This is a genomic window from Carnobacterium sp. 17-4, assembly GCF_000195575.1.
Lineage (GTDB): Bacteria > Bacillota > Bacilli > Lactobacillales > Carnobacteriaceae > Carnobacterium_B.
This window is the reverse complement of sequence record NC_015391.1, coordinates 170457-193666: the sequence shown is the minus strand read 5'-3', so window position 1 is coordinate 193666 and position 23210 is coordinate 170457. Positions and strand designations below refer to the sequence as shown.

At 36.0% G+C, this 23210-nt stretch carries 20 protein-coding genes; 2 read left to right on the top strand and 18 right to left on the bottom strand.

Annotated features, from left to right (window positions below):
• Positions 1-57: 57 nt before the first annotated feature.
• Both mfd and pth read right to left on the bottom strand, forming a co-directional pair.
• Positions 58-3579, bottom strand: a complete 3522-nt coding sequence (mfd, locus tag CAR_RS00990) for a transcription-repair coupling factor (RefSeq protein WP_013709884.1) — start codon at positions 3577-3579, stop codon at positions 58-60.
• Positions 3580-3697: 118 nt separating this feature from the next.
• Entirely contained in the window at positions 3698-4273 is a 576-nt protein-coding gene (gene pth / locus CAR_RS00985) for an aminoacyl-tRNA hydrolase (protein ID WP_013709883.1), read from the bottom strand.
• Between the two features lie 659 nt (positions 4274-4932).
• Here pth and CAR_RS00980 point away from each other — a divergent pair.
• Positions 4933-5907: an L-lactate dehydrogenase gene (locus tag CAR_RS00980; protein ID WP_013709882.1), complete on the top strand. Its 975-nt coding sequence runs from the start codon at positions 4933-4935 to the stop codon at positions 5905-5907.
• Positions 5908-6101: 194 nt separating this feature from the next.
• Here the strand turns inward: CAR_RS00980 and CAR_RS00975 are convergent, their stop codons facing one another.
• The 16 genes from CAR_RS00975 to CAR_RS00900 all read right to left on the bottom strand — a co-directional run bounded on the left by CAR_RS00975 (position 6102) and on the right by CAR_RS00900 (position 22108).
• A complete protein-coding gene (locus CAR_RS00975) occupies positions 6102-7445 on the bottom strand; it encodes a M20 family metallopeptidase (RefSeq protein ID WP_013709881.1) in 1344 nt (447 codons plus the stop codon).
• Between the two features lie 192 nt (positions 7446-7637).
• Complete coding sequence (locus CAR_RS00970) at positions 7638-8069, bottom strand: NusG domain II-containing protein (protein WP_013709880.1); 432 nt, start codon at positions 8067-8069, stop codon at positions 7638-7640.
• A 211-nt stretch (positions 8070-8280) separates the two neighbouring features.
• Positions 8281-9270: a ribose-phosphate diphosphokinase gene (locus CAR_RS00965; protein ID WP_013709879.1), complete on the bottom strand. Its 990-nt coding sequence runs from the start codon at positions 9268-9270 to the stop codon at positions 8281-8283.
• Positions 9271-9375: 105 nt separating this feature from the next.
• Entirely contained in the window at positions 9376-10743 is a 1368-nt protein-coding gene (gene glmU / locus CAR_RS00960) for a bifunctional UDP-N-acetylglucosamine diphosphorylase/glucosamine-1-phosphate N-acetyltransferase GlmU (protein ID WP_013709878.1), read from the bottom strand.
• Between the two features lie 242 nt (positions 10744-10985).
• Positions 10986-11804 carry a pur operon repressor gene (gene purR / locus CAR_RS00955; protein WP_013709877.1) on the bottom strand — a complete coding sequence of 273 codons (819 nt, stop codon included), beginning with the start codon at positions 11802-11804 and terminating at the stop codon, positions 10986-10988.
• Positions 11805-12046: 242 nt separating this feature from the next.
• A complete protein-coding gene (locus tag CAR_RS00950) occupies positions 12047-12877 on the bottom strand; it encodes a metal ABC transporter permease (protein WP_041556053.1) in 831 nt (276 codons plus the stop codon).
• Positions 12823-13530 (bottom strand): metal ABC transporter ATP-binding protein, encoded by a 708-nt coding sequence (locus tag CAR_RS00945; protein ID WP_013709875.1) that lies wholly within the window; start codon positions 13528-13530, stop codon positions 12823-12825. Before CAR_RS00945 ends, CAR_RS00950 begins: the two co-directional genes overlap by 55 nt.
• Positions 13531-13588: 58 nt before the next feature.
• A complete protein-coding gene (locus CAR_RS00940; protein ID WP_013709874.1) occupies positions 13589-14542 on the bottom strand; it encodes a metal ABC transporter substrate-binding protein in 954 nt (317 codons plus the stop codon).
• Positions 14543-14737: 195 nt separating this feature from the next.
• Complete coding sequence (gene ispE / locus CAR_RS00935; RefSeq protein WP_013709873.1) at positions 14738-15589, bottom strand: 4-(cytidine 5'-diphospho)-2-C-methyl-D-erythritol kinase; 852 nt, start codon at positions 15587-15589, stop codon at positions 14738-14740.
• A gap of 214 nt (positions 15590-15803) precedes the next feature.
• Positions 15804-16199, bottom strand: coding sequence for a VOC family protein (locus CAR_RS00930; RefSeq protein WP_013709872.1), 396 nt, complete (start codon positions 16197-16199; stop codon positions 15804-15806).
• A 104-nt stretch (positions 16200-16303) separates the two neighbouring features.
• The gene (locus tag CAR_RS00925; protein WP_013709871.1) at positions 16304-16561 is read right to left on the bottom strand and encodes a Veg family protein; all 258 of its coding nucleotides are present in this window, start codon (positions 16559-16561) and stop codon (positions 16304-16306) included.
• 157 nt (positions 16562-16718) lie between these two features.
• On the bottom strand, positions 16719-17612 hold the full coding sequence (rsmA, locus tag CAR_RS00920) for a 16S rRNA (adenine(1518)-N(6)/adenine(1519)-N(6))-dimethyltransferase RsmA (protein WP_013709870.1): 894 nt from the start codon (positions 17610-17612) through the stop codon (positions 16719-16721).
• The gene (gene rnmV / locus CAR_RS00915; RefSeq protein ID WP_013709869.1) at positions 17599-18165 is read right to left on the bottom strand and encodes a ribonuclease M5; all 567 of its coding nucleotides are present in this window, start codon (positions 18163-18165) and stop codon (positions 17599-17601) included. Before rnmV ends, rsmA begins: the two co-directional genes overlap by 14 nt.
• Positions 18165-18932, bottom strand: coding sequence for a TatD family hydrolase (locus CAR_RS00910; RefSeq protein ID WP_013709868.1), 768 nt, complete (start codon positions 18930-18932; stop codon positions 18165-18167). The genes rnmV and CAR_RS00910 overlap by 1 nt, the downstream gene beginning before the upstream one ends.
• 80 nt (positions 18933-19012) lie before the next feature.
• Positions 19013-21037 carry a methionine--tRNA ligase gene (gene metG / locus CAR_RS00905; protein WP_013709867.1) on the bottom strand — a complete coding sequence of 675 codons (2025 nt, stop codon included), beginning with the start codon at positions 21035-21037 and terminating at the stop codon, positions 19013-19015.
• A gap of 231 nt (positions 21038-21268) precedes the next feature.
• Positions 21269-22108: a Cof-type HAD-IIB family hydrolase gene (locus CAR_RS00900; protein WP_013709866.1), complete on the bottom strand. Its 840-nt coding sequence runs from the start codon at positions 22106-22108 to the stop codon at positions 21269-21271.
• 235 nt (positions 22109-22343) lie between these two features.
• On the opposite strand from CAR_RS00900, the gene CAR_RS00895 reads away from it, so the two are divergent.
• Entirely contained in the window at positions 22344-23198 is an 855-nt protein-coding gene (locus CAR_RS00895) for a DUF72 domain-containing protein (protein ID WP_013709865.1), read from the top strand.
• Positions 23199-23210: the final 12 nt, after the last annotated feature.

Genomic DNA, 23210 nt, shown 5'->3' with positions numbered 1-23210 from the left:
TGCCCTCACTTATATGACCTAGGTCAGCAATTTGTGATTCTTTTTTATGACCAAAAATTAGTTGGCCTCTTTTGAACGGTAGTTAACAATATTTTGAGCAAATTTTTCAATGTATCCCAACCATTGATAGGTTGGTTCTTTTTTCAGTTGTAGCGTAACCATTAACCGGTCTTTCTTGACCGCTACATTTGCTCTTAAAGGCACTTCACTTAACGATCTAAACACTTCTTCTGCCGGCAACGTCTGAGTACCTACAACAGAAAATGTTAACGCTACTTCATCGCCTGTTCGTTTGATTGTTTCTATCAGTGCACGTTCACCATACATTTTGATTAATCCAATCGTTAATAAGTCTGCGACTTCATCCGCATACTCACCAAAACGATCAATTAAATCATCTTGTAGTTCTACATATTGTTCATGTGATCTCAATTCTCGGATACGTTTGTAGATTTCAATTTTTTGACGTTCATCTTCTATATACGTACCTGGTAGATAAGCGTTGATTCCTAAATCAATTTCAACTTGCGTTTTTTCTTCTTTCGCGTCTATCCCTCGTTTACGAGCTACTGCTTCACTTAACATCTCAGAATACAGATCAAACCCAACTGAATCAATAAACCCATGTTGCTGTGCCCCCAATAGGTTTCCAGCACCACGAATCGATAAGTCACGCATGGCGATCTTAAATCCTGAGCCTAGTTCAGTAAAATCTTTAATCGCTTGTAGCCTTTTTTCACTGACTTCATTTAAAACTTTATTTGGTTGATACAAGAAATAGGCATACGCAACACGGTTACTTCTACCTACGCGACCGCGCAGTTGATACAATTGCGATAATCCCATATGATCTGCATTCTCTACAAACAACGTATTTACATTGGGCATATCAACACCAGTCTCAATGATCGTAGTGGTCACTAACATGTCGTATTCCCCTTCAATAAATTGCAATAAAGTGTTCTCAAGTTGTCCTTCTGTCATTTGCCCATGGGCATAGCCGATTCTCGCGTCTGGGATCAACTGTTGTAGTTCATCTACTTTTTTCTCAATCGTGGCTACTCGATTATATAAATAAAAGACTTGTCCACCACGTGCCATTTCTCGTTCAACAGCTTCACGTATTGCTCCTAGATTTTGTTCCATTACGTATGTTTGAACAGGATAACGGTTCGCAGGTGGAGTTTCGATAACAGATAAGTCTCTTACACCTAGCATCGACATATGAAGCGTTCGCGGAATAGGTGTTGCAGTCAAGGTTAGGACATCCACTTGCGCTTTTAACTGTTTTAGTTTCTCTTTATGCTTCACACCAAATCGTTGTTCTTCATCTACTATCAGTAAACCGATATCTTGGAATTCAATATCTTTTGATAAAATGCGGTGTGTTCCAACTACAATATCAACTTGTCCTTTTTTTAGACCTGCAATGGTTTCATTTTGCTGTTTTTTTGTTCGGAAACGGCTCAGCAAACCAATCTCAATCGGAAAATCAGCAAAGCGTTGCAGCATCGTTTCATAATGTTGTTGCGCTAAAATAGTTGTTGGCACTAAAAAGGCTGCTTGTTTGCCTTCTTGAACAGCTTTAAAGATTGCCCGCATTGCTACTTCTGTTTTACCATACCCAACATCGCCAACAAGTAATCGGTCCATTGGTTTTTTCTGTTCCATATCATGTTTGATCTCAGCAGTACTACTCAATTGATCTTCTGTTTCTGTATATGGGAAGGCATTCTCAAATTCCTCTTGATAGGCATCATCTGGAGAAAATGCATACCCTACCTCTTGTTCCCTGGCAGCATATAACTCAATGAGTTCATCCGCTATGTCTTCTATTTTAGTAGCAACTTTTTTCTTTGTTTTAGCCCACTCTGTTCCGCCTAATTTATTGACTCTTGGCGTTTTCGCTTCGGAAGAAACATATTTTTGCAATAAATTAAGTTGCGTTACAGGAATAAATAATTTCGCGTCATCTTTATAAATGATTGACATATAATCTTGATGAATGCCATCAATTTCAAGAGTTTCCATTCCCGTATATTTTCCGATTCCGTGATTAACATGGACAACGTAATCCCCTGGATTCAGTTCGCTGTAACTTTTCAACCGTTCTGCATTGGATAATGTTTGGCGCCTAGCTGTTTTCTTAGTAACTTTATTGAATAGCTCTCGTTCGGTGATGACCACCAATTTATCTGTTGGCATCTCAAAACCTGACTGAACATAACCTTCAACTATTTGCACTTTTTCAAGTTCAAGCCTAGCAGGTTTCACTATTTTACTCGTGATTTCAAAATCTTTGAACGTTTGATGTACTTTTTTAGCTCGATCAGCATTTGGTACCATTATGACGATCGTATTTTTTTGTTTTATCCAACGATCCATCTCTGTTTTAAGTAAAGGCATTTGACCAAAAAACTGCTGCATATTCCGATATTGAAAAGCATGGATCTGGTTAAACCGAGTATTTCCCATTCCTTTTTGAAAAACTGCAAAATATAAGATACTCGTGCTTAACGCCTTCAGTTGGTCACGGAAATTATTTGAAAAGACTTGGTTTTGCAAAATGCGTCGCTCACTCAGTTTATTGGTTACCCATTCCGCTTCCTCTTCATTTAAACGACGATCAGTATCCATTATTCTAGGATACTCATCCATCACAACAATGCCTTTTTTACTCATATAATCCAATACACTATTCTTTTCAGGATAAATAAAATCTGTAAACATGGTTAATTCATCAATTGGCTCACCTTTTTGAAAAGCATCTGAAATAGGTGTCATTTGCTTGGTAAACGTTTGTTTTTCGGAAACATCTTGTATTAACCCCAGATTTCTTTCGACAGCTTTACTAAACCTAGGTGCTGCAGCCGTTAATTGTTCTTTTGTATAAACGGTATCTGTTGCGGGAAGAATGGTTACTTTTTCAATTGTCTGAATGGAACGTTGTGTGGCGGCATCAAAATAACGCAACGAATCAACTTCAGTATCAAATAAATCTATTCGAATCGGGAATTCTTCCGTTAAAGAATAAATATCGACAATTCCACCGCGAATACTAAACTCACCAGGACTGTTAACTAATTGTTGGCGAGTATAGCCCATATCTACTAATCGTTGTGATAAATGCGTTAATTCCAATTCGCCCCCTTGCTTAATCGTAAATTGAGCGGCTTTCCATATTTCTTTTGGTGGCATTACTTTACGTACGCCAGCAAGTGGTACAATGACAACACCAAATTTTTCAGATAATAAAAAATCTAACGTTGCTACTCGTTCTGCTCGCGCTTCAGGCGAAGCTACAGACATCTCTGCATAAATCATTTCATCAACTGGAAAAAGGTGCAGTCGATCTTCGGGTACCCAATCCGCAAAATCTTCCATCAATTGATTGGCATGAAATAGATTATGTGTCACAATAATGAATGGTTTTTTCTTTTCTGCTACTAACGTGCTCAGGACTAATGTTCTTGCAGAACCAGATAATCCTGTTATCAATTGCGATTGATGTTGCTCTAGTTGATCTAACAAAGCTTTAACATCAGGCGCATCAGCTAGTATTTTTTTTATATTTCCCACTGTAAGAACTCCTTGCCTTCTGTTTTTTGATTGTAACCAGATAATTATAATGAACAAAAGAAGCTCAGAATTTTCTGGGCTTCACTGCTTTTTTAAATTTTACATTTTACTAATTGTTTTATGCATTCTTTTTTTTATTAAATTGATTCATAACCTCTAAAAATGGGTGTCCCTCTATCCAATAATCTAACGCTGCTACACTATCTTTTATGGTGATCAACAGTTCTTCATGCTGACTTTTATGGAAACCACTTAACACATGCTGTATAACAGTTTGTTTCCCCATTGGACGATCGATTCCAATTCGAATACGGTTGAAGTCCGATGTATCTATGTGTTGAATAATACTCTTGATACCATTATGTCCACCTGCACTACCTTTTTGACGCAAGCGTAATTTTCCAACAGGCAAATCTAAGTCGTCATAAATGACGACTAAGTCCTCTACCTCTACATTAAAATAATCCATTAACTGTCGAACAGCTCTTCCCGAATCATTCATAAATGTTTGCGGCTTTACTAAAAGAACTTTTTCAGTTCCAACAAATGCTTCAGCATACAGTGCTTCAAATTTTGTTTTACTAAACTCCATTTTATGCTGAATCGCAAATTCGTCCACTGTAATAAAACCAATATTGTGTTTTGTATTTTTATATTTTGTGCCAGGATTCCCCAAGCCAACAATCATTTTCATTATTTAGTACACTCCATTTGATTATTTCACGTTGCTCTTTATCTACTCACCGAGTATTAAGCGTTTTTTACGCAAAAAAGTGCCGCACGAAAAAATATTCGTCCAGTAACAATTTTATATAGTATAACACAATTCAATGGGTTTTTCTTTAAACTTACGTCTATCCACTATCAAGACTGCCTCTCAAAAGATCTATAAGCCCTCCTTAAACCTTTTTATCCTACTCTTTATTCTAAACATCTTGCGTACTAATTGATTAGTCTTTTTTATTATACTCTTTCTCTTATTACTAACTTAGTTTAAAAAAGGATATTGTTTTAACTGTTTTTAATCTTTTTATTTTCATTTTATCATCTCTTCATCACTTTTTGTTTTGAAATACTACACTTTAGTTGTATGATGTAAGCGAAAGTATACAAATGACTTTCATCTTTTTACTACTTGTTTCGGCCGAACGCGCTATTTAGTACATTTGGACAATTGAACTTGATTGAAGAAAAAAGATAGAACATTTTTTCACATAATTTTATCTATAAAAAAAGCCTATTAATCAGTTATGTTTAGTTTTATCCATTTTTAAAATTTCAATTTACAAAAAGTTTGTTAAGTGTTACACTATCTTTGTTAAGAATCTTATTCATAAAGGAGTTTGTTGTATCATGACTAAACAAGAAGTAAAAGACCACCAAAAAGTAATTTTAATCGGAGATGGGGCAGTTGGTTCTAGTTACGCTTTTGCTCTAGTGACTCAAAATATTGCTCAAGAATTAGGAATCATCGATATCAATACAGACAAAACAGAAGGAGATGCTATTGATTTATCAGATGCTTTAGCTTTTACTTCTCCTAAAAAAATCTATTCAGCAACTTATAGCGACTGCCATGATGCAGATATCGTCGTAATAACCGCTGGTGCAGCTCAAAAACCAGGTGAAACTCGATTAGACTTAGTACAAAAAAATCTGAGAATTTTCAAAAGCTTAGTTGGTCAAGTAATGGATAGCGGCTTTGATGGTATCTTCTTAGTAGCAACAAATCCTGTTGATATCTTAACTTATGCAACTTGGAAATTTTCTGGACTTCCTAAGAATCGCGTAATTGGATCAGGCACTTCTTTAGATACCGCTCGTTTCCGTCAGGCTATCGCCGAACTAACTGGCGTTGATACACGTAACGTTCATAGTTACATTTTAGGTGAACACGGAGATACAGAGTTCCCTGTATGGTCTCATGCAAACATTGCCGGACTAAGTATCAATGAGTGGATCAAAGATAATCCAAATACTGATGAACAAGCTCTTGTCGATGTTTTCTTTAGCGTAAGAGATTCTGCTTACAATATTATTCAGAAAAAGGGCGCTACATTCTACGGTATTGCTGTATCACTTGCTCGGATTACAAAAGCCATCTTCAATGATGAAAATGCTGTATTGCCTCTTTCAGTTTACTTAGACGGCGAATATGGACAAACGGGTGTATACATTGGTGCTCCAGCGATCATTAACAGACAAGGAATCCAACGTGTTATCGAGATTCCACTAAATGATTCTGAAATGGATAAAATGACTTTATCTGCATCCACATTAAAAAAAGTTACTGCTGATGCATTTGAAGCGTTGGAAAAAGAAAATTAATAAGCATTTCAAATTAAAAAAAGAGGCTGGGGAAAAAATCCCAGCCTCTTTTTTATATACGAATGTTTATTCTAAAACGTGCTCCAAAAAGCAGGTCCGACGTCCACTTCACGAATAAGTGCAGTGATTCGGGTCTAAACGCTTTTTATCCCACTCTCGTTTTTTTATAATAAAGTTTTTTCTATTAACTATCTTTAGAAGTCTTCACAACACAATTGAGCAATCGTTTCTGCATAAATGTCCATCGCCAAATACAACTCTTCTAATTTCATTCCTTCATTCTCTTGATGAGCTAGGCTTTTTGTATACGGGAAGTGAGCACCAAAAGCTACCATATTGGTCATTTTACGAGCATAGGTTGCTCCGCCACTAGTAGTTGGTTCAGTTAAGTCGCCTGTTTTATCACGATAAATAGCCATTAACGTTTGAACGAGCGGGCTTTCTTTCGGGATATACAATGATGGTACAGCATCGTATTCCTCATAAATCAATTTGTATTCATTGGCTGTTTTCTCCAATACTGAAGCAATATCTTCTAGTGTGTATTCAACAGGAATTCGCAAATCTAAAACAATTTCCGAACCTGCTTCATCTATGTGAATACTACCTACATTAAAGGTTAGTTCTCCAGTCAACGTGTCTTTAACTTCTCCAAAGATACTAAAGCCATTTGTTTCATTTGCAACTTTTTCTGCTAGAAAATTTACTACCGGGTGAGTGTAATGAGAAGCTAAACCTTGAGCCAATTTATTTATAGCATTAATCCCAAGTTCTGCAGTACTTGCGTGAACAGCTTTTCCATTTACGGTTACCGTTTGATTAGATAGCACATAATCTGTTCCTAATTCTTTTAATGTTTCAGCAATTTCGTTTGCATCTTGGCCGGTATAGCTCGCTTTTCCCGGAACAACATTTGATGCTTCACCACAATGTAAAACGAGATCCTTACTTCCAGGTCCTATTAAATTCGCCTGTAGCAACCCTTTTTCTGCGTAAGTTAAAGGAAAGACACCATCAGGAACAAATCCCATTGTAGGTGCTTCTTCGTTCAAGTTGTACTGATCCATACAACGCCATAGGGTCTCTTCATCTGTACCAAATATAAAACGAATCCGTTTATTAAAAGTCAAATCTGCATCAACCACTGCTTTAAACGCATACAGCGCAGCAATTGTAGGCCCCTTATCGTCTTGACTTCCACGACCATAGATAATGCCATCTTTCACTACACCTTTAAAAGGATCCGTCTCCCATAAGGATAGATTCCCTTCAGGAACCACATCTAAATGACATAGGATTCCAATCAATTCTTCTCCTTGACCATAATCAGCATAACCATAAAAACCTTTAGGATCGCTATACGTAGACATTCCTAAACCCTTACAAATCGTCAAAACTTCTTTTAAACTATCTGCAATTCCTTGACCAAAAGGCGGGTTTGTTGTACCATCTGATGTATTCACAGACGGTATAGCAATTAATTTCTGCAAAGCTAATAGGCTTTCTTTTTTATGTACTTCTTTAATCATAGAATCCATATCCTAGCTCCTTCTCACTTTTAAGTTTTCTAATTCATTAGATAATGCGTACAGTATACTTCTATACGCATTAAATTGCAAGTTAATCCATTTTTCGCCTGTTTTAAACACTTAATATACATAAAAAGCTATTTAAATGCATAAAAAAATAGTTCAAAACGAATCTTATCCATTCGTTTTGAACTATTTTCGTTAAAGCGGAATAATCACATCATCATCTGTTTCATTTGAAGCATCTTTAGCTTTGATTTCAATGATCAATTTATGCGGCAAGCATATTGCCGTTTCACCAGGTTTACTGATCCAACCAGTTTTTACAGCAATTTGATCTGGACTATTGTCTTCTTTATTACGAATTTTCGTTCCATCAACTTCAACAATATTGTATTGTCCTTCTGATGGATAGAAAGTAAATGATTCTTGAGGGGTATTTTCTGTTAACTCTATTTCTTTAACCGCTTCACCATCAATAGATACTACAGCATAAATAGAACTATTTTCATCTAGATTTTTTGTAGATTGACCAAAAATAATAAGTGGTATAAATGATCCTAGTAATAATATTATAATAATTATACCATCAAAAGGGCGAACCAATTCTAATTGATCTTTAAATTTTTTCATTTTCTACTGACTCCATTTCTCCCATATCTCTACTAGGAAGCTAATGCATTAAGTATAGCAATCTTTTTTTTAGACAGCAAGATGATTACTCGTGAAGTAGACATCGGAGCTGCTTTTCGGATCGCTTTCCAGAATGATTATTCGGATACATAAATGGGGGTGAGACTTTTGTCTCACCCCCATTTTTTAATTTGTTTGATTGTAAAATAAATTAGTCTATTACACCTGTATATTGTTTTTCAAATAAAGGACTAACAGATCTATTTTCATGGATACGCGTAATCGCATTAGCCAGTAAAGTACTGACACTTACTTCAACAATCTTGTCGATTTTTTTCTCTTCAGGAAGATAAATTGAATCTGTAACAATCAACTGTTTGATTACTGAATTTTGAATGCGTTCAATGGCTGGACCTGATAAAACAGGATGTGTACAGCATGCATAAACTTCAGTAGCTCCTGCTTCTGAAAGAGCTTGAGCAGCTAACGTAATTGTACCAGCAGTATCGATCATATCATCGATTAAGATACACTTTTTACCTTGTACGTTGCCAATAATATTCATAACTTCCGCCACATTCGCTTTAGGACGACGTTTGTCAATAATAGCAATTGGAGATTTCAAGAATTCAGCTAGTTTACGCGCACGTGTTACGCCACCATGATCTGGTGAAACAACAACTACGTCTTCTGCCTCAGTAACGATTCCTTGTGTTAAGAAATAATTTGCTAAAAGAGGGGCACCTACCAAGTGGTCAACAGGCATATTGAAAAAGCCTTGAATTTGAGCAGCGTGTAAGTCTAGTGTCAGCATACGATCAGCTCCAGCAGCTGTAATCATATTAGCAACAAGTTTTGCAGTAATGGGTTCCCTAGAACGTGCTTTACGGTCTTGTCTTGCATAACCATAGTAAGGCATAACGATGTTAACTGTTGATGCACTTGCACGTTTTAAAGCATCGATCATAATCAATAATTCCATTAAGTTATCATTTACAGGGCTTGATGTTGATTGAATGATATAAACATGGGCTCCACGAATGCTTTCTTCAATATTGATTCTAATTTCTCCGTCGCTGAATTGATCCACAGATAGTTTTCCTAATTCTACTCCCACCGATTTAGCAATTTTTTCTGCTAATGGTTTATTAGAGTTTAACGCAAAAATCTTTAACTTCGGATCAAAATAATGTTCTGACATAGTTACCTCCACTTTCTTTATTTACAAATTATTTACTTCATATCATATTAATAGTAGATACTTCTCACCTGAAAATCAAGTATTTAAAGAGTTTTTATTCAATTTTTAATGTGGCAAACGGTCAAAATAGTTTGGCTTATTCTCTTGAAGAGCCCTTGCAATCGCAAGTGATTCAGTAGGTACATCTTTAGTTATAGTTGAACCCGCAGCAATGTAAACATTTTCTTCAATTGTTAGGGGTGCAACCAAGTTAGCGTTACAGCCTACAAATACATTATCTCCAACAGTTGTACGGTGTTTATTTTTCCCATCATAATTAACAAAAATAGTACCGCAACCTATGTTAATATTTTTCCCTAAATCAGCATCACCAATATACGTTAAATGTCCTACTTTAGTATTTTCCGCAATTGTTGCGTTTTTGACTTCAACAAAGTTTCCAATATGAACTGAATCTCCAATTTTGCTATTTGGACGCAAGTGACTGTAAGGTCCTATGTTGCTGTTAGCAGACATCTCAGAATCTTTAATAGTGGAACTTGTTATACGAACATTGTTACCGATTTTGCTATTTGAAATTTCAGAATTTGAACCAACAAAACAATCTTCTCCAATAGTGGTAGTCCCTTTAAGACTGACACCTGCTTCAATAAGCGTATCCGAACCAATTTCTACTTCGCTATCAATATACGTTGTTGCTGGATCAATAAAGGTAACGCCATTTTGCATATGTGTTTTATTGATACGATTTCTCATCAATTTTGTTGCTTCAGCTAAAGCAATCCGATCATTTACACCTAACGCTTCTTCTTCATTATCCATTTTATAAGCTGAAACGACGTATCCTTGTTTTTTTAATATTTCAATTACATCTGGTAAGTAGTACTCCCCTTGAACATTATTATTCCCAACTTGTTTAAGAGCTTCAAATAACAATTGATTGTCAAAGCAATAGGTTCCAGTATTGATTTCTTGTACTTGTAATTCTTCTGGACTTGCATCTTTTTGTTCCACTATTTTTTCGACATTTCCTAGTTCATTACGAATAACTCGACCATATCCAGTAGGATTTTCTGCATGTGCCGTTAAAATTGTTGCTTTCGCTCCTTGTTCTTGGTGATTATCAAACAAATGCGTTAAGGTTTCAGCAGTTAGAAGCGGTGTATCCCCACAAATAACCAACGTCGTTCCTTCTTTATCTTTTAACAGTTCTTCAGCTTGTATAACAGCATGTCCTGTTCCCAATTGTTCAGACTGAATAGCATACTCAGAACGTGAACCAAGATAATCTTTTACTTTCTCAGCGCCCACTCCAACAATCGTTACAATTTTATCTGCACCTACAGCTTCAACTTGACTCACTACATGTCCAACCATTGGTTTACCCGCAACTGGGTGTAACACTTTGTATAATTTAGATTTCATTCTTGAACCTTGTCCTGCTGCTAATATCACTGCATAACGTTGTGCCATTATATAAACTCCTATCTCATTTTGTTCTTCTTTTTTTTATTGTTCATTCTAGTTTAATTAAGCTTAGACTTTTTTTACTACAAAGTCTCCTATTTTATGATAGCTTATAAATAATCAGTTTTCAAGAAGCAATCTGGATTGGATAGCTTACCCTTCTATTCCAAATTAAAATAAAAAAGAAAATTCCAACCAAAAATAGCGAGTAAAAAGGTAACAGATTCACCTTTTTACTCGCTGTTTTTTTAGTTAGTAAAATAATTTCCTGGTCGTACATGAATTGTTTTTTCACGAACGTTCACTTCATCTACACATAACAGAGATGTATACTCATCTACCATTCTATTGCCGCTAAAGGTAGACTCAGCAAAAACTGTGATGCCTACCAGCTCTGCTTCAAATTCTTCAATCAAGCTCTTCATACCGTTAACGGTACCGCCGCCTTTCATGAAATCATCTACAATTAATACTCGAGATCCACGTCGCAAGCTACGTTTAGATAATTCCATTTTTTCAACACGATCAGACGATCCAGAAACATAATTCACACTTACAGTAGAACCTTCTGTTATTTTAGAGTCCCTACGAACAATAACAAATGGCACATTCAAGTACGTTGAAACTGCTTGAGCAATTGGAACCCCTTTTGTAGCTACTGTCATTACAGCATCAATAGGTTGTTCTAAATACTTCGTTGCAATAATTTTCCCGACTTGACGTAAAACACTTGGCTGTCCAAGTAAATCAGATAAATAAACATACCCACCTGGTAGTAACCGATCTGATTCAGATAAACGTTCACACATTTCTTTTGCAAATTCTTCAGCTTCATCTTCTGCAATTTCGGGTATGTAACGTACCCCTCCTGCTGCTCCAGGTACTGTTTCCAGAGTTCCTGTGCCTCGTTCTCTAAATGTTTTTTTCACGATACTTAAATCTTCACTAATAGAAGATTTAGCAGAGTCATAACGGTTCGCAAAATAGGTAAGTGGCACTAACGTATGCGGTCGCTCCAACATGTAACGCGTTATGTCGATCAATCGTTCACTTCTTTTTATTTTCATTATTTTCACCTTTTCTATAGTTTCATTTTCTTATGTTTAGCCAGGTCATTATTTCTATCAAACATCATTATACGCGTTTTCCATATAAAAAGGTAGCTTTTTAAGTATTATTATAAAAACGTTCGTTTTTATTAATGGTTTCTCATAAAAAAAAACACGAACCTTCGTATTCACTTTCTTTTACTTTATGAATAAAAAAAGGATTGAGAAAACTCTCAATCCTTTTTTCTATTTGCTATTCCTTAAGAACGGCTTTTTTTGTATTTCATCTGCTGCACGATTTTCATTGTCCCTGTTGTAAGGATAAAAATAACAATAAATACTAAGGTAATCGTCGCACCTGGCGGAGTACCCCATTGATAGGAGACTGTTAACCCTGAAAACATTCCTACGATACCTACAAGAATGCCTACAATAATAACCCAATAAAAACTTTTACTGATGCGCATAGCAATAGCCGCTGGCAGAATCATAATAGCTGATACCAGTAATGCTCCTGCAATAGGCATAACTACTGCAATAGTAACTCCCGTGATCACATTAAAAAGAATCGACATCGTCCGTGCCGGCAGACCAGCTGTAAAAGCAGTATCTTCATCAAACGTTAATACATACATTGGTCTACGAAAGACTAAAAACAATCCAACAACAATTACAAATAAGGCCACTAACAAGTATATCTGTTGTTGACTGATTGTCACAATTGAACCAAATAAGTATTGTTGAATAGTAGTCGTGGATCCACCACTACTCAAACTCATTAAAACAAGTGCTACAGACATTCCAGCCGACATTAAGATAGCGATAGAAATTTCCGAATAAGATTTGTACAGCATGCTTAGATACTCAATAATCACAGCTGCAATCACTACGACGACTAAAGTCATAAAGGTTGGATTTATATTTAAGAATAACCCCAACGCAATTCCGGCTAAAGAAATATGTGATAACGTATCTGCCATCAATGATTGTCTTCTAAGAACTAAAAACAATCCTAGAATAGGGGCAATAATGGCGATCAAGAATGCAGCTTGGAATGCTCGCTGCATAAATCCATAGAAAAACATCTCCATGGTGAATCCTCCTTTCGGATAAGCTGAATATGTCTATCCGCATATTTTTTAATATCTTCATGATCATGTGTTACCATTAAAATGCCTTTTCCATGAAATTCACTATTGTGTTTTAACAATTCATAAAACTCTGTTCTGGAATCTAGATCCATACCTGTAGTGGGTTCATCTAAAACAAACAAATCTGGATCTGTAGCAAAAATACGGGCTAGCGAAATACGCTGCTTTTGCCCCCCAGAAAGTTCCCCAATTTTTTTATGGCGTAAATCCCACATACCTACTGACTTCAATGAACGTTCAACATGTTCGTGATCTTCTGCATCTAAACGTTTGAACCATTTTCCTCTTTGGTAACGACCAGATCGAACCAACTCCAATACTGTACTAGGAAAACCAGCATTAAACGAGGCCACTTGTTGCGGAATATATCCAATTGCTAAAGGTTCATTTCTTCTATTTACAGCAGAAATCTTAGCCGTTCCTTTCGTTGGTTGAAGCAAACCTAAAATGTTACGCAATAACGTAGATTTTGCCGCGCCATTTTCTCCTGTTAGCATAACAAATTCGCCAGGATCAACCGTAAAAGAAATGTTTTCTAAAACCGGTTCTTCATCATAATAAAAAGATAAGTCCTTTACTTCAACGTAATGCATGAATACCCCTTCTTTCTTTTATCTGTAGGAAAGGTCTATTACACCCATTTCCGGTTCATTAATTAATACTTTTTTGAAGAGCAGCTAGATTATTTTTCATTAATTGAATATAGTCTGTTCCTTTTTCTTGATCCTCAGCTGTGATGCCTTCAATTGGATTTAAAATTTCTAACTCTGTACCTGTCTCATTAGCGAGTGTTTCTGCAATTTTGCTAGAAGATGTTTCTGCATAGTAAATGTAATGGATATCATTCGCATTTATATAATCTTGTAACTCAGCCAGCTTAGCGGGGCTTGGTTCTTCTTCGGTTGAGATTCCAGCAATTGAAACTTGTTCCAAATCATAGCGATTCGCTAAGTATGCAAAAGCTGCATGTTGAGTCACAAAAACACGGTTCGTCGCGTCACTAAAGGCATTAGTAAATTCTTGATCCAATGCCTGTAATTTTTCATTGTATTGTGTTGCATTTGTTTCATATATTTCTTCGTTCTTTGGATCTGCAGCAACCAATCCTTCTTTGATATTAGTAATTTCCTCTTGCGCAAGTACAGGATCTAACCAAATATGAGGATCCACTTCATGGTGATGGCCCTCTTCTTCATTTTCGTCATGATGATCTTCTTCTGTTGATTCCAACAAAGAAATGCCTTCACTTGCATTAACGATCACTGTATTTTCTGTATCTATACTCTCTAAAACGCTTGAAACCCAGACTTCCATTTCCTCACTATTGTAAACAAATACATCTGCATCTGAAATGGCTGCAACTTCCTTTGCACTCGGTTCATAGCCATGTGTGTCTGTCCCAGCTTCTAATAATAATGTTACTTCAGCTTCATCTCCAGCAACATTCTTTGTAAAGTCGTACATTGGATAGAAAGTTGTAACCACATTTAGTTTATCTGTTTCCGGTTGTGTGCTTTCTTGATTTCCACACCCTATTACTAGCATCATCACTATAGATGCTAGGGTCACTAACCCGATTCTCTTTTTCTTATTCATCGAACGCATATCTCCTTTGTATTCATCTATATTTAAATTGACTGTTTTTTTAGTTAGCTTTCTTTTTCAAATCGTAATCATTACTATTTAAAATTCCTTATGTAGCTTATCATTATCTACATTGCGCGTCAAGAAAAAAAAAGACGTGAACTTCTCTTATCAAAATAAGAGAGCTATTCACATCTTTGATATTCATTTTTTTGTTTATTTTAGTGTTCGCACTAAGTAGACCTCATTACAGAATCCTTTTAAACCATTATAAACTCGCTGAGCTTTAGAATATTTTTTACATAAAGCATAAATTGTAGGACCACTTCCACTCATCAAAGCAGCATCTGCTCCAAACTCAATCATCTTCTTTTTGATTCGCTTAATATCGGGTTGCTTTACAGCTGATACAGTTTCCAAGGCATTACCAGTACTATCAACCATTTGGCTATAATCATTGTCTTGAATAGCAGTCAACATTTGAGGTATTTCCGGATGAATCAACTGATCAAAAGAAAGATTTTCAAAAACAGTCCAAGTCGAAATACCTTTTTTAGGTTTAACTAGCACTACCCAGCACTGAGGGATATCTTGTATTTGTTGAATTTTTTCTCCACGACCGGTAGCATACGCGGTCCCACCATAAATACAATAGGGAACATCTGAGCCGATTTTTTCTCCCAGAGTAGCTAGCTCATCTTTTGTTAACTTTAAATCCCACAAACGATTCAGTCCTCTTAAGGTAGCAGCCGCATCACTGCTACCACCGGCTAAACCAGCAGCAATCGGAATGTTCTTTTCTATAGTAATATCGACACCTTTTTCGATATTATAGGTATCCTTTAACAGTTTTGCAGCTTTATATGCATGATTTCGCTGGTCTAATGGTAAAAAGCCATTAGTTGAGTGAATAACGATTCGATCTTCTTCAATTGTTTTTAGCACTATGCGATCTGCCAAATCAACTGAAGTCATTACCATCTTCATTTCATGGTAACCATCTTCTCTTTTATGCAAAACATCTAAGCTTAAATTAATTTTAGCAGGAGCCTTTTCTATGATCTCCATTTACCTTCACTCCTTTCCTCAGTATTTGTATTGTCTGTAGAACATACTAGCTTAAATAAAAAGATTTGAAAAGCACGAAAGCCATAATTTAATTTAAATATTAAAAAAAATGGCAAGTTATTGACTTATTAATAGATTAATTACACATAAACCACTTAGTTCAATAAAAAAAGAAAAGATCTGAAACATTTCCGTCTCAGACCTTTTCCTTTTTTTATGTAAGAGGGGCTACAAATTCCACTTTAATTCTATCTGGATCTTCAAAAAACACTGCATAATGCTGCTCTCCGCCAGCAAATGGGTGTTGATCTTTATACAAAATTTCAATACCTTTTTCTTCTAGTTTTTTTGCTAAATTGTCTACTTGTTGTCGGGAATTTGCCTGAAATGCTAAATGATTCAGACCTGTACGTCCTCTATGGTAACCTTCAGCAATAAAATGCTCTTTTGTTTGAACAAACACCAAATACGTTTCGTCTTTTTTCCAGCTTCTTCCTTCATCCCAAACTTGAAATGGCTGGTAGCCTAATTCCTCTAAAAACCAGCCCCAAAAACGAATGGAGCTTTCTAAATCAGAAACATTTAATTCTATATGATGAATATTCCCCATTCTTATTGATCCCCTAACACTAAAAATTATAGACTCTCTTTTGATGGTACAAAAAAAACGAGCAATTTATAGCTCGTCAACTGTTTTCTATTCTTTTTTAATGCTTAAGCTAATTGGCGTTTTTCTTCTTCAATAAATTCAATTTCTACAGATTGAGTTAAAACATCTGTATAACTATATGAGACACGTTCAAATGCATTTTCTTCTTGATCTAGCTCCACTACAAATACTGAATGATATGTGTCTGCTAAAATACCTTTGCGTTCGGTTTTTTTCTTACGACCAGCTTGCGCGGTCAACATAATCTTCTTACCTAAATGATCATCTAAGCTTTCTTTAATGTCTGCTAATGTACTTGGCATCAGATTCACCTCACTCGTCTGATGACATTGTAACATATAAAATGAAATTTTACAAGTATACCACAAGAAAACCTTTGGTACAAATAATAATTCTCTCATATTACCTACTTCAAAAGTCGTTGATACCACTGGCATACCTGTTTAGAATTAAAAAAACTTAATCTTCTTTTAATACAATCTCATCGATCGCATCTGATAAACGGCCGAATTCTTCTAGGCTTAATGTTTCCCCACGACGCTTTGGATCAATGCTTGCGGCTTCTAATGCTTGGGTTAATTTTTCTCTAGTGGAATCTTCTTTGCCATATCTGATTAATAAATTATTCCAAAGTGTTTTACGTCGTTGCACAAAAGCCGAACGAACAAGTGCGAAAAAGGACTTTTCATTCTTAACCGTTACACTTGGTGTCGCTCTTCTTGTTAACTTAATGATGGCAGAATCAACATTTGGTTGAGGTACAAAGACTGTCTTAGGAACAATAAAAGCGACTTCAGCTTCCATGTAGTACTGGATAGCGATGGACAATGATCCATAAGCTTTGCTACCGGGAGCAGCTGTTATTCTTTCGGCTACTTCCTTTTGCATCATGATTGTTAACCCATCGATTCGAACAGGTGTCTCTAAGAAATGCATAATAATAGGCGTTGTAATGTAGTAAGGTAAATTAGCTACCACAACTAAAGGTTCATCTAAATCGATCATTTCTGGTAAGGTCTTTTGTAAATTGATTTTCAATACATCACTATGAACAATCGAAACATTATCATACGGGCTTAAGGTATCCGCTAATACTGGTAATAAACGATTATCAATTTCAAAAGCAATAACTTCCTTACTTGCTCTTGCAAGATGTTCAGTTAAAGCACCTATACCGGGACCAACTTCAATAACATTTGTGTTTTTGTCAATATTAGAAGCTGCTACAATGTTGTTTAAAATGTTAGGATCCACAATAAAATTTTGTCCTAAACTTTTCTTTACTGAGAAGCCATATTTTTCCATTATCTCTTTAGTTCTTGATGGGGTTGCGATATCTTTATGTGTTGTCATTTTCTTCCTCCAAAATTTGTTGCATCACTGTTACAACTTCTTCAGGTGAGATTTGAAACATTTGCAATCTCTTTTGAAGTTGTTTTCCGTTAGTGTAACCAATACTAAGTTTTTCGCCCAATTTGGTTCGTCTCTTTCGAGCAAAAGGCCCCATAATCAAGCCAGCATCCATTAATAATTCTTGTGAGATGAGCGACTCTTTAGCTATGGTTTCGGTGTAGCATTTTGATAGTGCTGCGCGTATAGCTTCAGGTGAAGCATGTTCAATACCCAAGCTGCCTTTGCCCTTTGCTCTAGCCTCATCTTTTGTCAAAAAAGCGTGTTTCACTCCTGGTATGGCTTGTGAAATGATTTTCCGGATTTTTTCACCCGGAAAATCCGGATCTGTAAAGACAATGACGCCTCTTGTTTCGTGAGCTTTTCCTATCAATTTCAACGTTTCTTCGTCAATAGCTGAACCATTTGTTTCAATAGTGTCTGCTTCAACCGATTCCAAAACACGCCTTGTATCATCACGGCCTTCAACAACAATAACTTCTTTTATTTTTTCCATCAAGCTAACCTAAACAAGCGATTAGCATTTTGCATCGTTTGTTGAGCCACTTCTTCATAACTAACGCCTCTTTGCTTAGCCACTTCTTCTGCTACAAACTTCACGTAAGCTGGTTCATTACGTTTTCCTCTGTAAGGCATTGGAGCTAAGTAAGGAGCATCCGTTTCAATCAATAATTTATCAAACGGAGCAGCTTTAGCTACTTCTCTTACTTCAGGCGCATTTTTAAACGTGATGACGCCACTTACAGAAATGTGCATGCCCAAGTCTAAAAAACGTTCCATCCATAATGTGTCGCCACTAAAACTGTGCATAATGCCGCCAATATCTTCAACATGCTCCTTTTTCAGTATCTCATAAGTATCTTCAATTGAATCTCTCATATGAATACTAATAGGCATGTTTAACTCTCTGGCAATTTGCATTTGTCTATGAAAAACATCCTTTTGAACATTTTTTGGAGAAGTATCCCAGTGGTAATCCAAACCCATTTCTCCCATAGCCACGACTTTTGGCAATTGCAATTGATGGTACAATTTCTCTTCAATTTCTTCAGTATACAAATAGCTTTCAGTAGGGTGCCAGCCAATAATACTATAAATTTCTTTATATTCCTTGCTTAAGGCTAACGATTTTTTAATCGTTTCAGTATCAAACCCTACTACAGCCATTTTGCTCACATCGTTTTCGAGTGCGCGCTGTACAGTTTCTGGAACTTCATGATCAAATTCTTCTGCATTAATATGCGTATGCGTATCAAATAACATAGTTACACCCTTTCTTGTTCTTCGTTAACAGAAACACCCTGCTAAATGAGTTTCCAGCAGGGTATTCGTTTTATAAGGTTTTAAGCAACTTCAGATCCATTTGGTGCTTCAATTGGCGCTTCAATAATTTGTAATTTCCCATCTTTTTCAGCAGATAAAATCATTCCTTGACTGACCTCTCCACGCATTTTACGTGGTTTTAAGTTAGCAACAATCACAACTTTTTTGCCGATCAAAGCTTCTGGATTCGGATACCACTCTGCAATACCAGAAAGAATTTGACGATGACCTTCATCCCCTGCATCTAGACGGAATTTCAAGAGCTTATCTGCTCCTTCTACTTTTTGACAATCAATAACTTCAGCGACTTTTAATTCAACTTTATCAAAATCGTCGTACTTAATTTGTTTCTCTTTTGTTGAAGTTAACACAGTTTCTGAAGGATCCCATTTCGTTTCCTCTTCAGCTTCTTGCTCTTGTTGATCAGGAGCACCTGCCATTTGCTCTTTAATGTAAGCAACTTCTACATCTATATCTAAACGTGGGAATATAGGTGTACCTTTTTTGATTACTGTAGTGTTTTCAGGGAATGAGCCAAATTGAACTGTTGACCAGTTTCCAGCAAATTCTCCTTCAACTCCCAATTGAGCAAAGATTTCTTTAGGTGCGTGAGTCAAGAACGGTTGCAATAAAATAGCTGAAATACGAAGTGTTTCTGCTAAATGAACCATAACACTCGCTAACTCGCTTGTCTTCTCTTCTTCTTTTGCTAATTTCCACGGCGCTGTTTCATCAATGTATTTATTGGCACGTGAAATCAATACCCAAACATGACTTAATGCACTACTAAATTGCATATTTTCCATTTCGTTTTGGTAATCCACACAAACTTTTTCTGCTGTTTCTTTTAAAATAGTATCGAATTCTGTAACGTTCCCTGAATATTCAGGAACTTTTCCATCGAAATACTTGTTGATCATCGCAATTGTACGATTGAGTAAGTTCCCTAAGTCATTTGCTAAGTCATAATTCACACGAGAAACAAAGTCTTCTGGAGTGAACACGCCATCACTTCCAAAAGTTACTTCACGCATCAAGTAATAACGTAAAGCATCTAGTCCATATTGCTCTACTAGCATTTCTGGATAGACAACATTCCCTTTAGATTTAGACATTTTACCATCTTTCATTAACAACCAGCCGTGACCAAATATTTTTTTAGGCAATGGCAAATCTAGTGCCATTAACATAATTGGCCAATAAATAGTATGGAAACGAACGATTTCTTTTCCGACCATATGCACATCTGCTGGCCAGAATTTATCAAATAATGACGTATCATCTGTACCGTAACCTAGTGCCGTAATGTAATTTGCCAATGCATCGATCCACACGTAAATAACGTGTTTAGGATTGCTTGGTACCTTAACTCCCCAAGTAAATGTCGTACGTGAAACAGCTAAATCTTCCAAACCTGGTTTGATAAAATTATTGATCATTTCATTTTTACGCGATTCAGGTTGAATGAAATCTGGATGTTCATTGTAGTAAGCCAATAAACGATCCGAATATTTACTCATTCTAAAGAAATAAGACTCTTCTTTAATCAACTCTACTGGATGTCCGCTATCTGGTGATTTCCCGCCAACAATGTTGCCTTGGTCATCACGTTCAATATCCACTAATTGTGTTTCGGTATAGAAAGTTTCATCTGGAACAGAGTACCAACCTTCATATTCATCAAGATAAATATCTCCTTGCGCTAAAAAGCGTTCAAAAATATCTGCGACAACTTTTTCATGTGCAGGATCAGTTGTGCGGATAAATTTATCATTGCTGATTTCTAATAATTCCCATAATTTTTGCATGCCTTCAGCCATTTGATCAACATATTTTTGAGGCGTAATATTTAATTCTTGTGCTTTATTTTCAATTTTTTGGCCATGCTCATCGCTACCGGTCAAATAGAAAACATCAAAGTCTTGCATTCTTTTGTACCGTGCCATAACATCACACGCAATTGTTGAATAGGCATTTCCAATATGCAATTTTCCACTTGGATAGTAAATAGGTGTTGTAATGTAAAATGTTTTTTTCTCAGTCACTTTAGGTGCCTCCTTAGTAGGTTTAACTACTCCATTCTAACCATCTATCAAATACTCTTTTAGAAAAGAAGGTACGTTTAGATAACAAATGAGTAGGGTGCTTTTTTATTTAACTTGTTTTTTCTCAAAAGCTTTCTGAAATAGTATACCACAGAAAACTACTGAAAATAGGAAATTACGAATGATTTCTTTATATCTTAACTAAAGTTTCCCATGATATTTCAAGACTTTTTACGGCACTAAATTCAATTTTTGCAAACCTTTCAAAATGCCATGATTTTCTGGAGATGATGTAATATCATCTGCAATTTCTTTTAATTCCGTTCGTCCATTTTCCATGGCTATTCCCATACCAACCGCTTGCAACATTTCAATATCATTCAATCCATCTCCAAATGCGACTGTCTCACTTATATCGATACCTATATGCTCGATCAATTTTCGAATGCCCACTGCTTTAGACATTCCTTTCGAGATCACATCTACTGAATAGGGATTCCAACGTGTAAAATGACAATCCGGAAAAGCTTCTTGGTAAAAGGTATCGTATTCTTCTGTTGTATGAATAATGCATTGATAAATAATACGGTCTTCATAGTAATGTGGTAAAACCGGCTTCACTCTTTTAGAAGAGCCAATATAACGCATGAGCAGTTGCATCACTTTTTTAGGTGGCGCTATCGGAACCTGCTGAATCATTTTTTTCAACAGTCCTTTTTGTCCAAAAGTAACCATGGAAGTCCCTAGTATTTCATCGCTCCCACAAAACGCTATACGTTGCTTATTTGTTTCCGCAGCCAGCGCAAGTCGTTTAACAGAATCCACCGACAATGGATTTTGATGAATGACCTCTCCCTCATGCACAACGTATTGTCCGTTCAATGTAATGTGTGTCTGAATATCTAATGACGCTAAAATTTCATCAATTCTAAACGGTGCTCTTCCAGTAGCAATAACCGGTATAATACCCTTGCTTTTAAGATTTTGAATGGCTTTTCTAGCAGAATCTGGAATTCTTTTTTTATCTGTCAATAACGTTCCGTCAATATCAAAAAATATAAGCTTATACATCTTAAGTGCTCCTCTGATTATTTATATTTAAGTACTGTCATTTTTATTTTGTAGTAATAGTAGTGAAACAAATTGTTTCGCGTGAAACATTCGTATAGTTATTTAATTTATTTCTCTTAAACTTCTTCCTATCCGTTAAGTGACAAATTTTATAAAAAGTTTTTACTTTCCTTAATAATAACGGTTGCGGTACAATAAGGCTAATGATTTATTACTCAAGAAAGAAGGAACCACAATGATTTCTATCGGTTTAACGGGTTGGTCCGATCATGACTTACTGACCATCCGCAAATCTAAACGTTTGGAAGATTATAGTTCGCATTTCCCTTTTGTAGAATTGGATACTAGCTTTTATGCTATTCCTCCTGCTAAAAACATTTTCTCATGGATAGAAAAAACACCAGCTACTTTTCAATTTATCCCCAAAGCTTTTCAAGCGATGACTTTACACAAAGATTGGCTAAAATTTTTCCCGACTGAACAGCAAATGTTTGAGCATTACATTGCGATTTTTGAACCTATGATCACAGCGAATCGAATTAAAACTTTTCTATTTCAGTTTCCACCTTATTTTGATTGTACAAAAGAACACGTTCAGTATTTAAGAAAAGTCCGCCAATACATGGGTGAACTGCCAATAGCGATTGAATTTCGTCATTCTAGTTGGTACAGTGACACCAATAAAGAAAATACATTAGCTTTTCTAATTGAAGAAAATTTCATTCATACTGTTGTCGATCAACCTCAGACCCCTGGAAATAGTGTTCCTTTAGTTGTCAAAGGGACCAACGACGAACTCACCCTATTTCGTTTACATGGACAAAACTATGAAGGTTGGTTAGATGCCAGTGGACCCAATTGGCGAAAAAAGCGGACGCTTTACGATTATAGTTCTTCTGAATTAGATGAGTTTGTAACCATTATTCGCCAATTAGAAACAGAATCAAAAGAAGTTGCCGTTATTTTTAACAATAACTCTGGTGGGCACTCCGCGAAAAATGCAAAACAATTGCAAAAAAAATTACAGCTCACTTTTGACCATCTTGCTCCGCAGCAAACTGAATTGAATTTATTTGAGGAAGATTTTTAATATTTTCCTAAC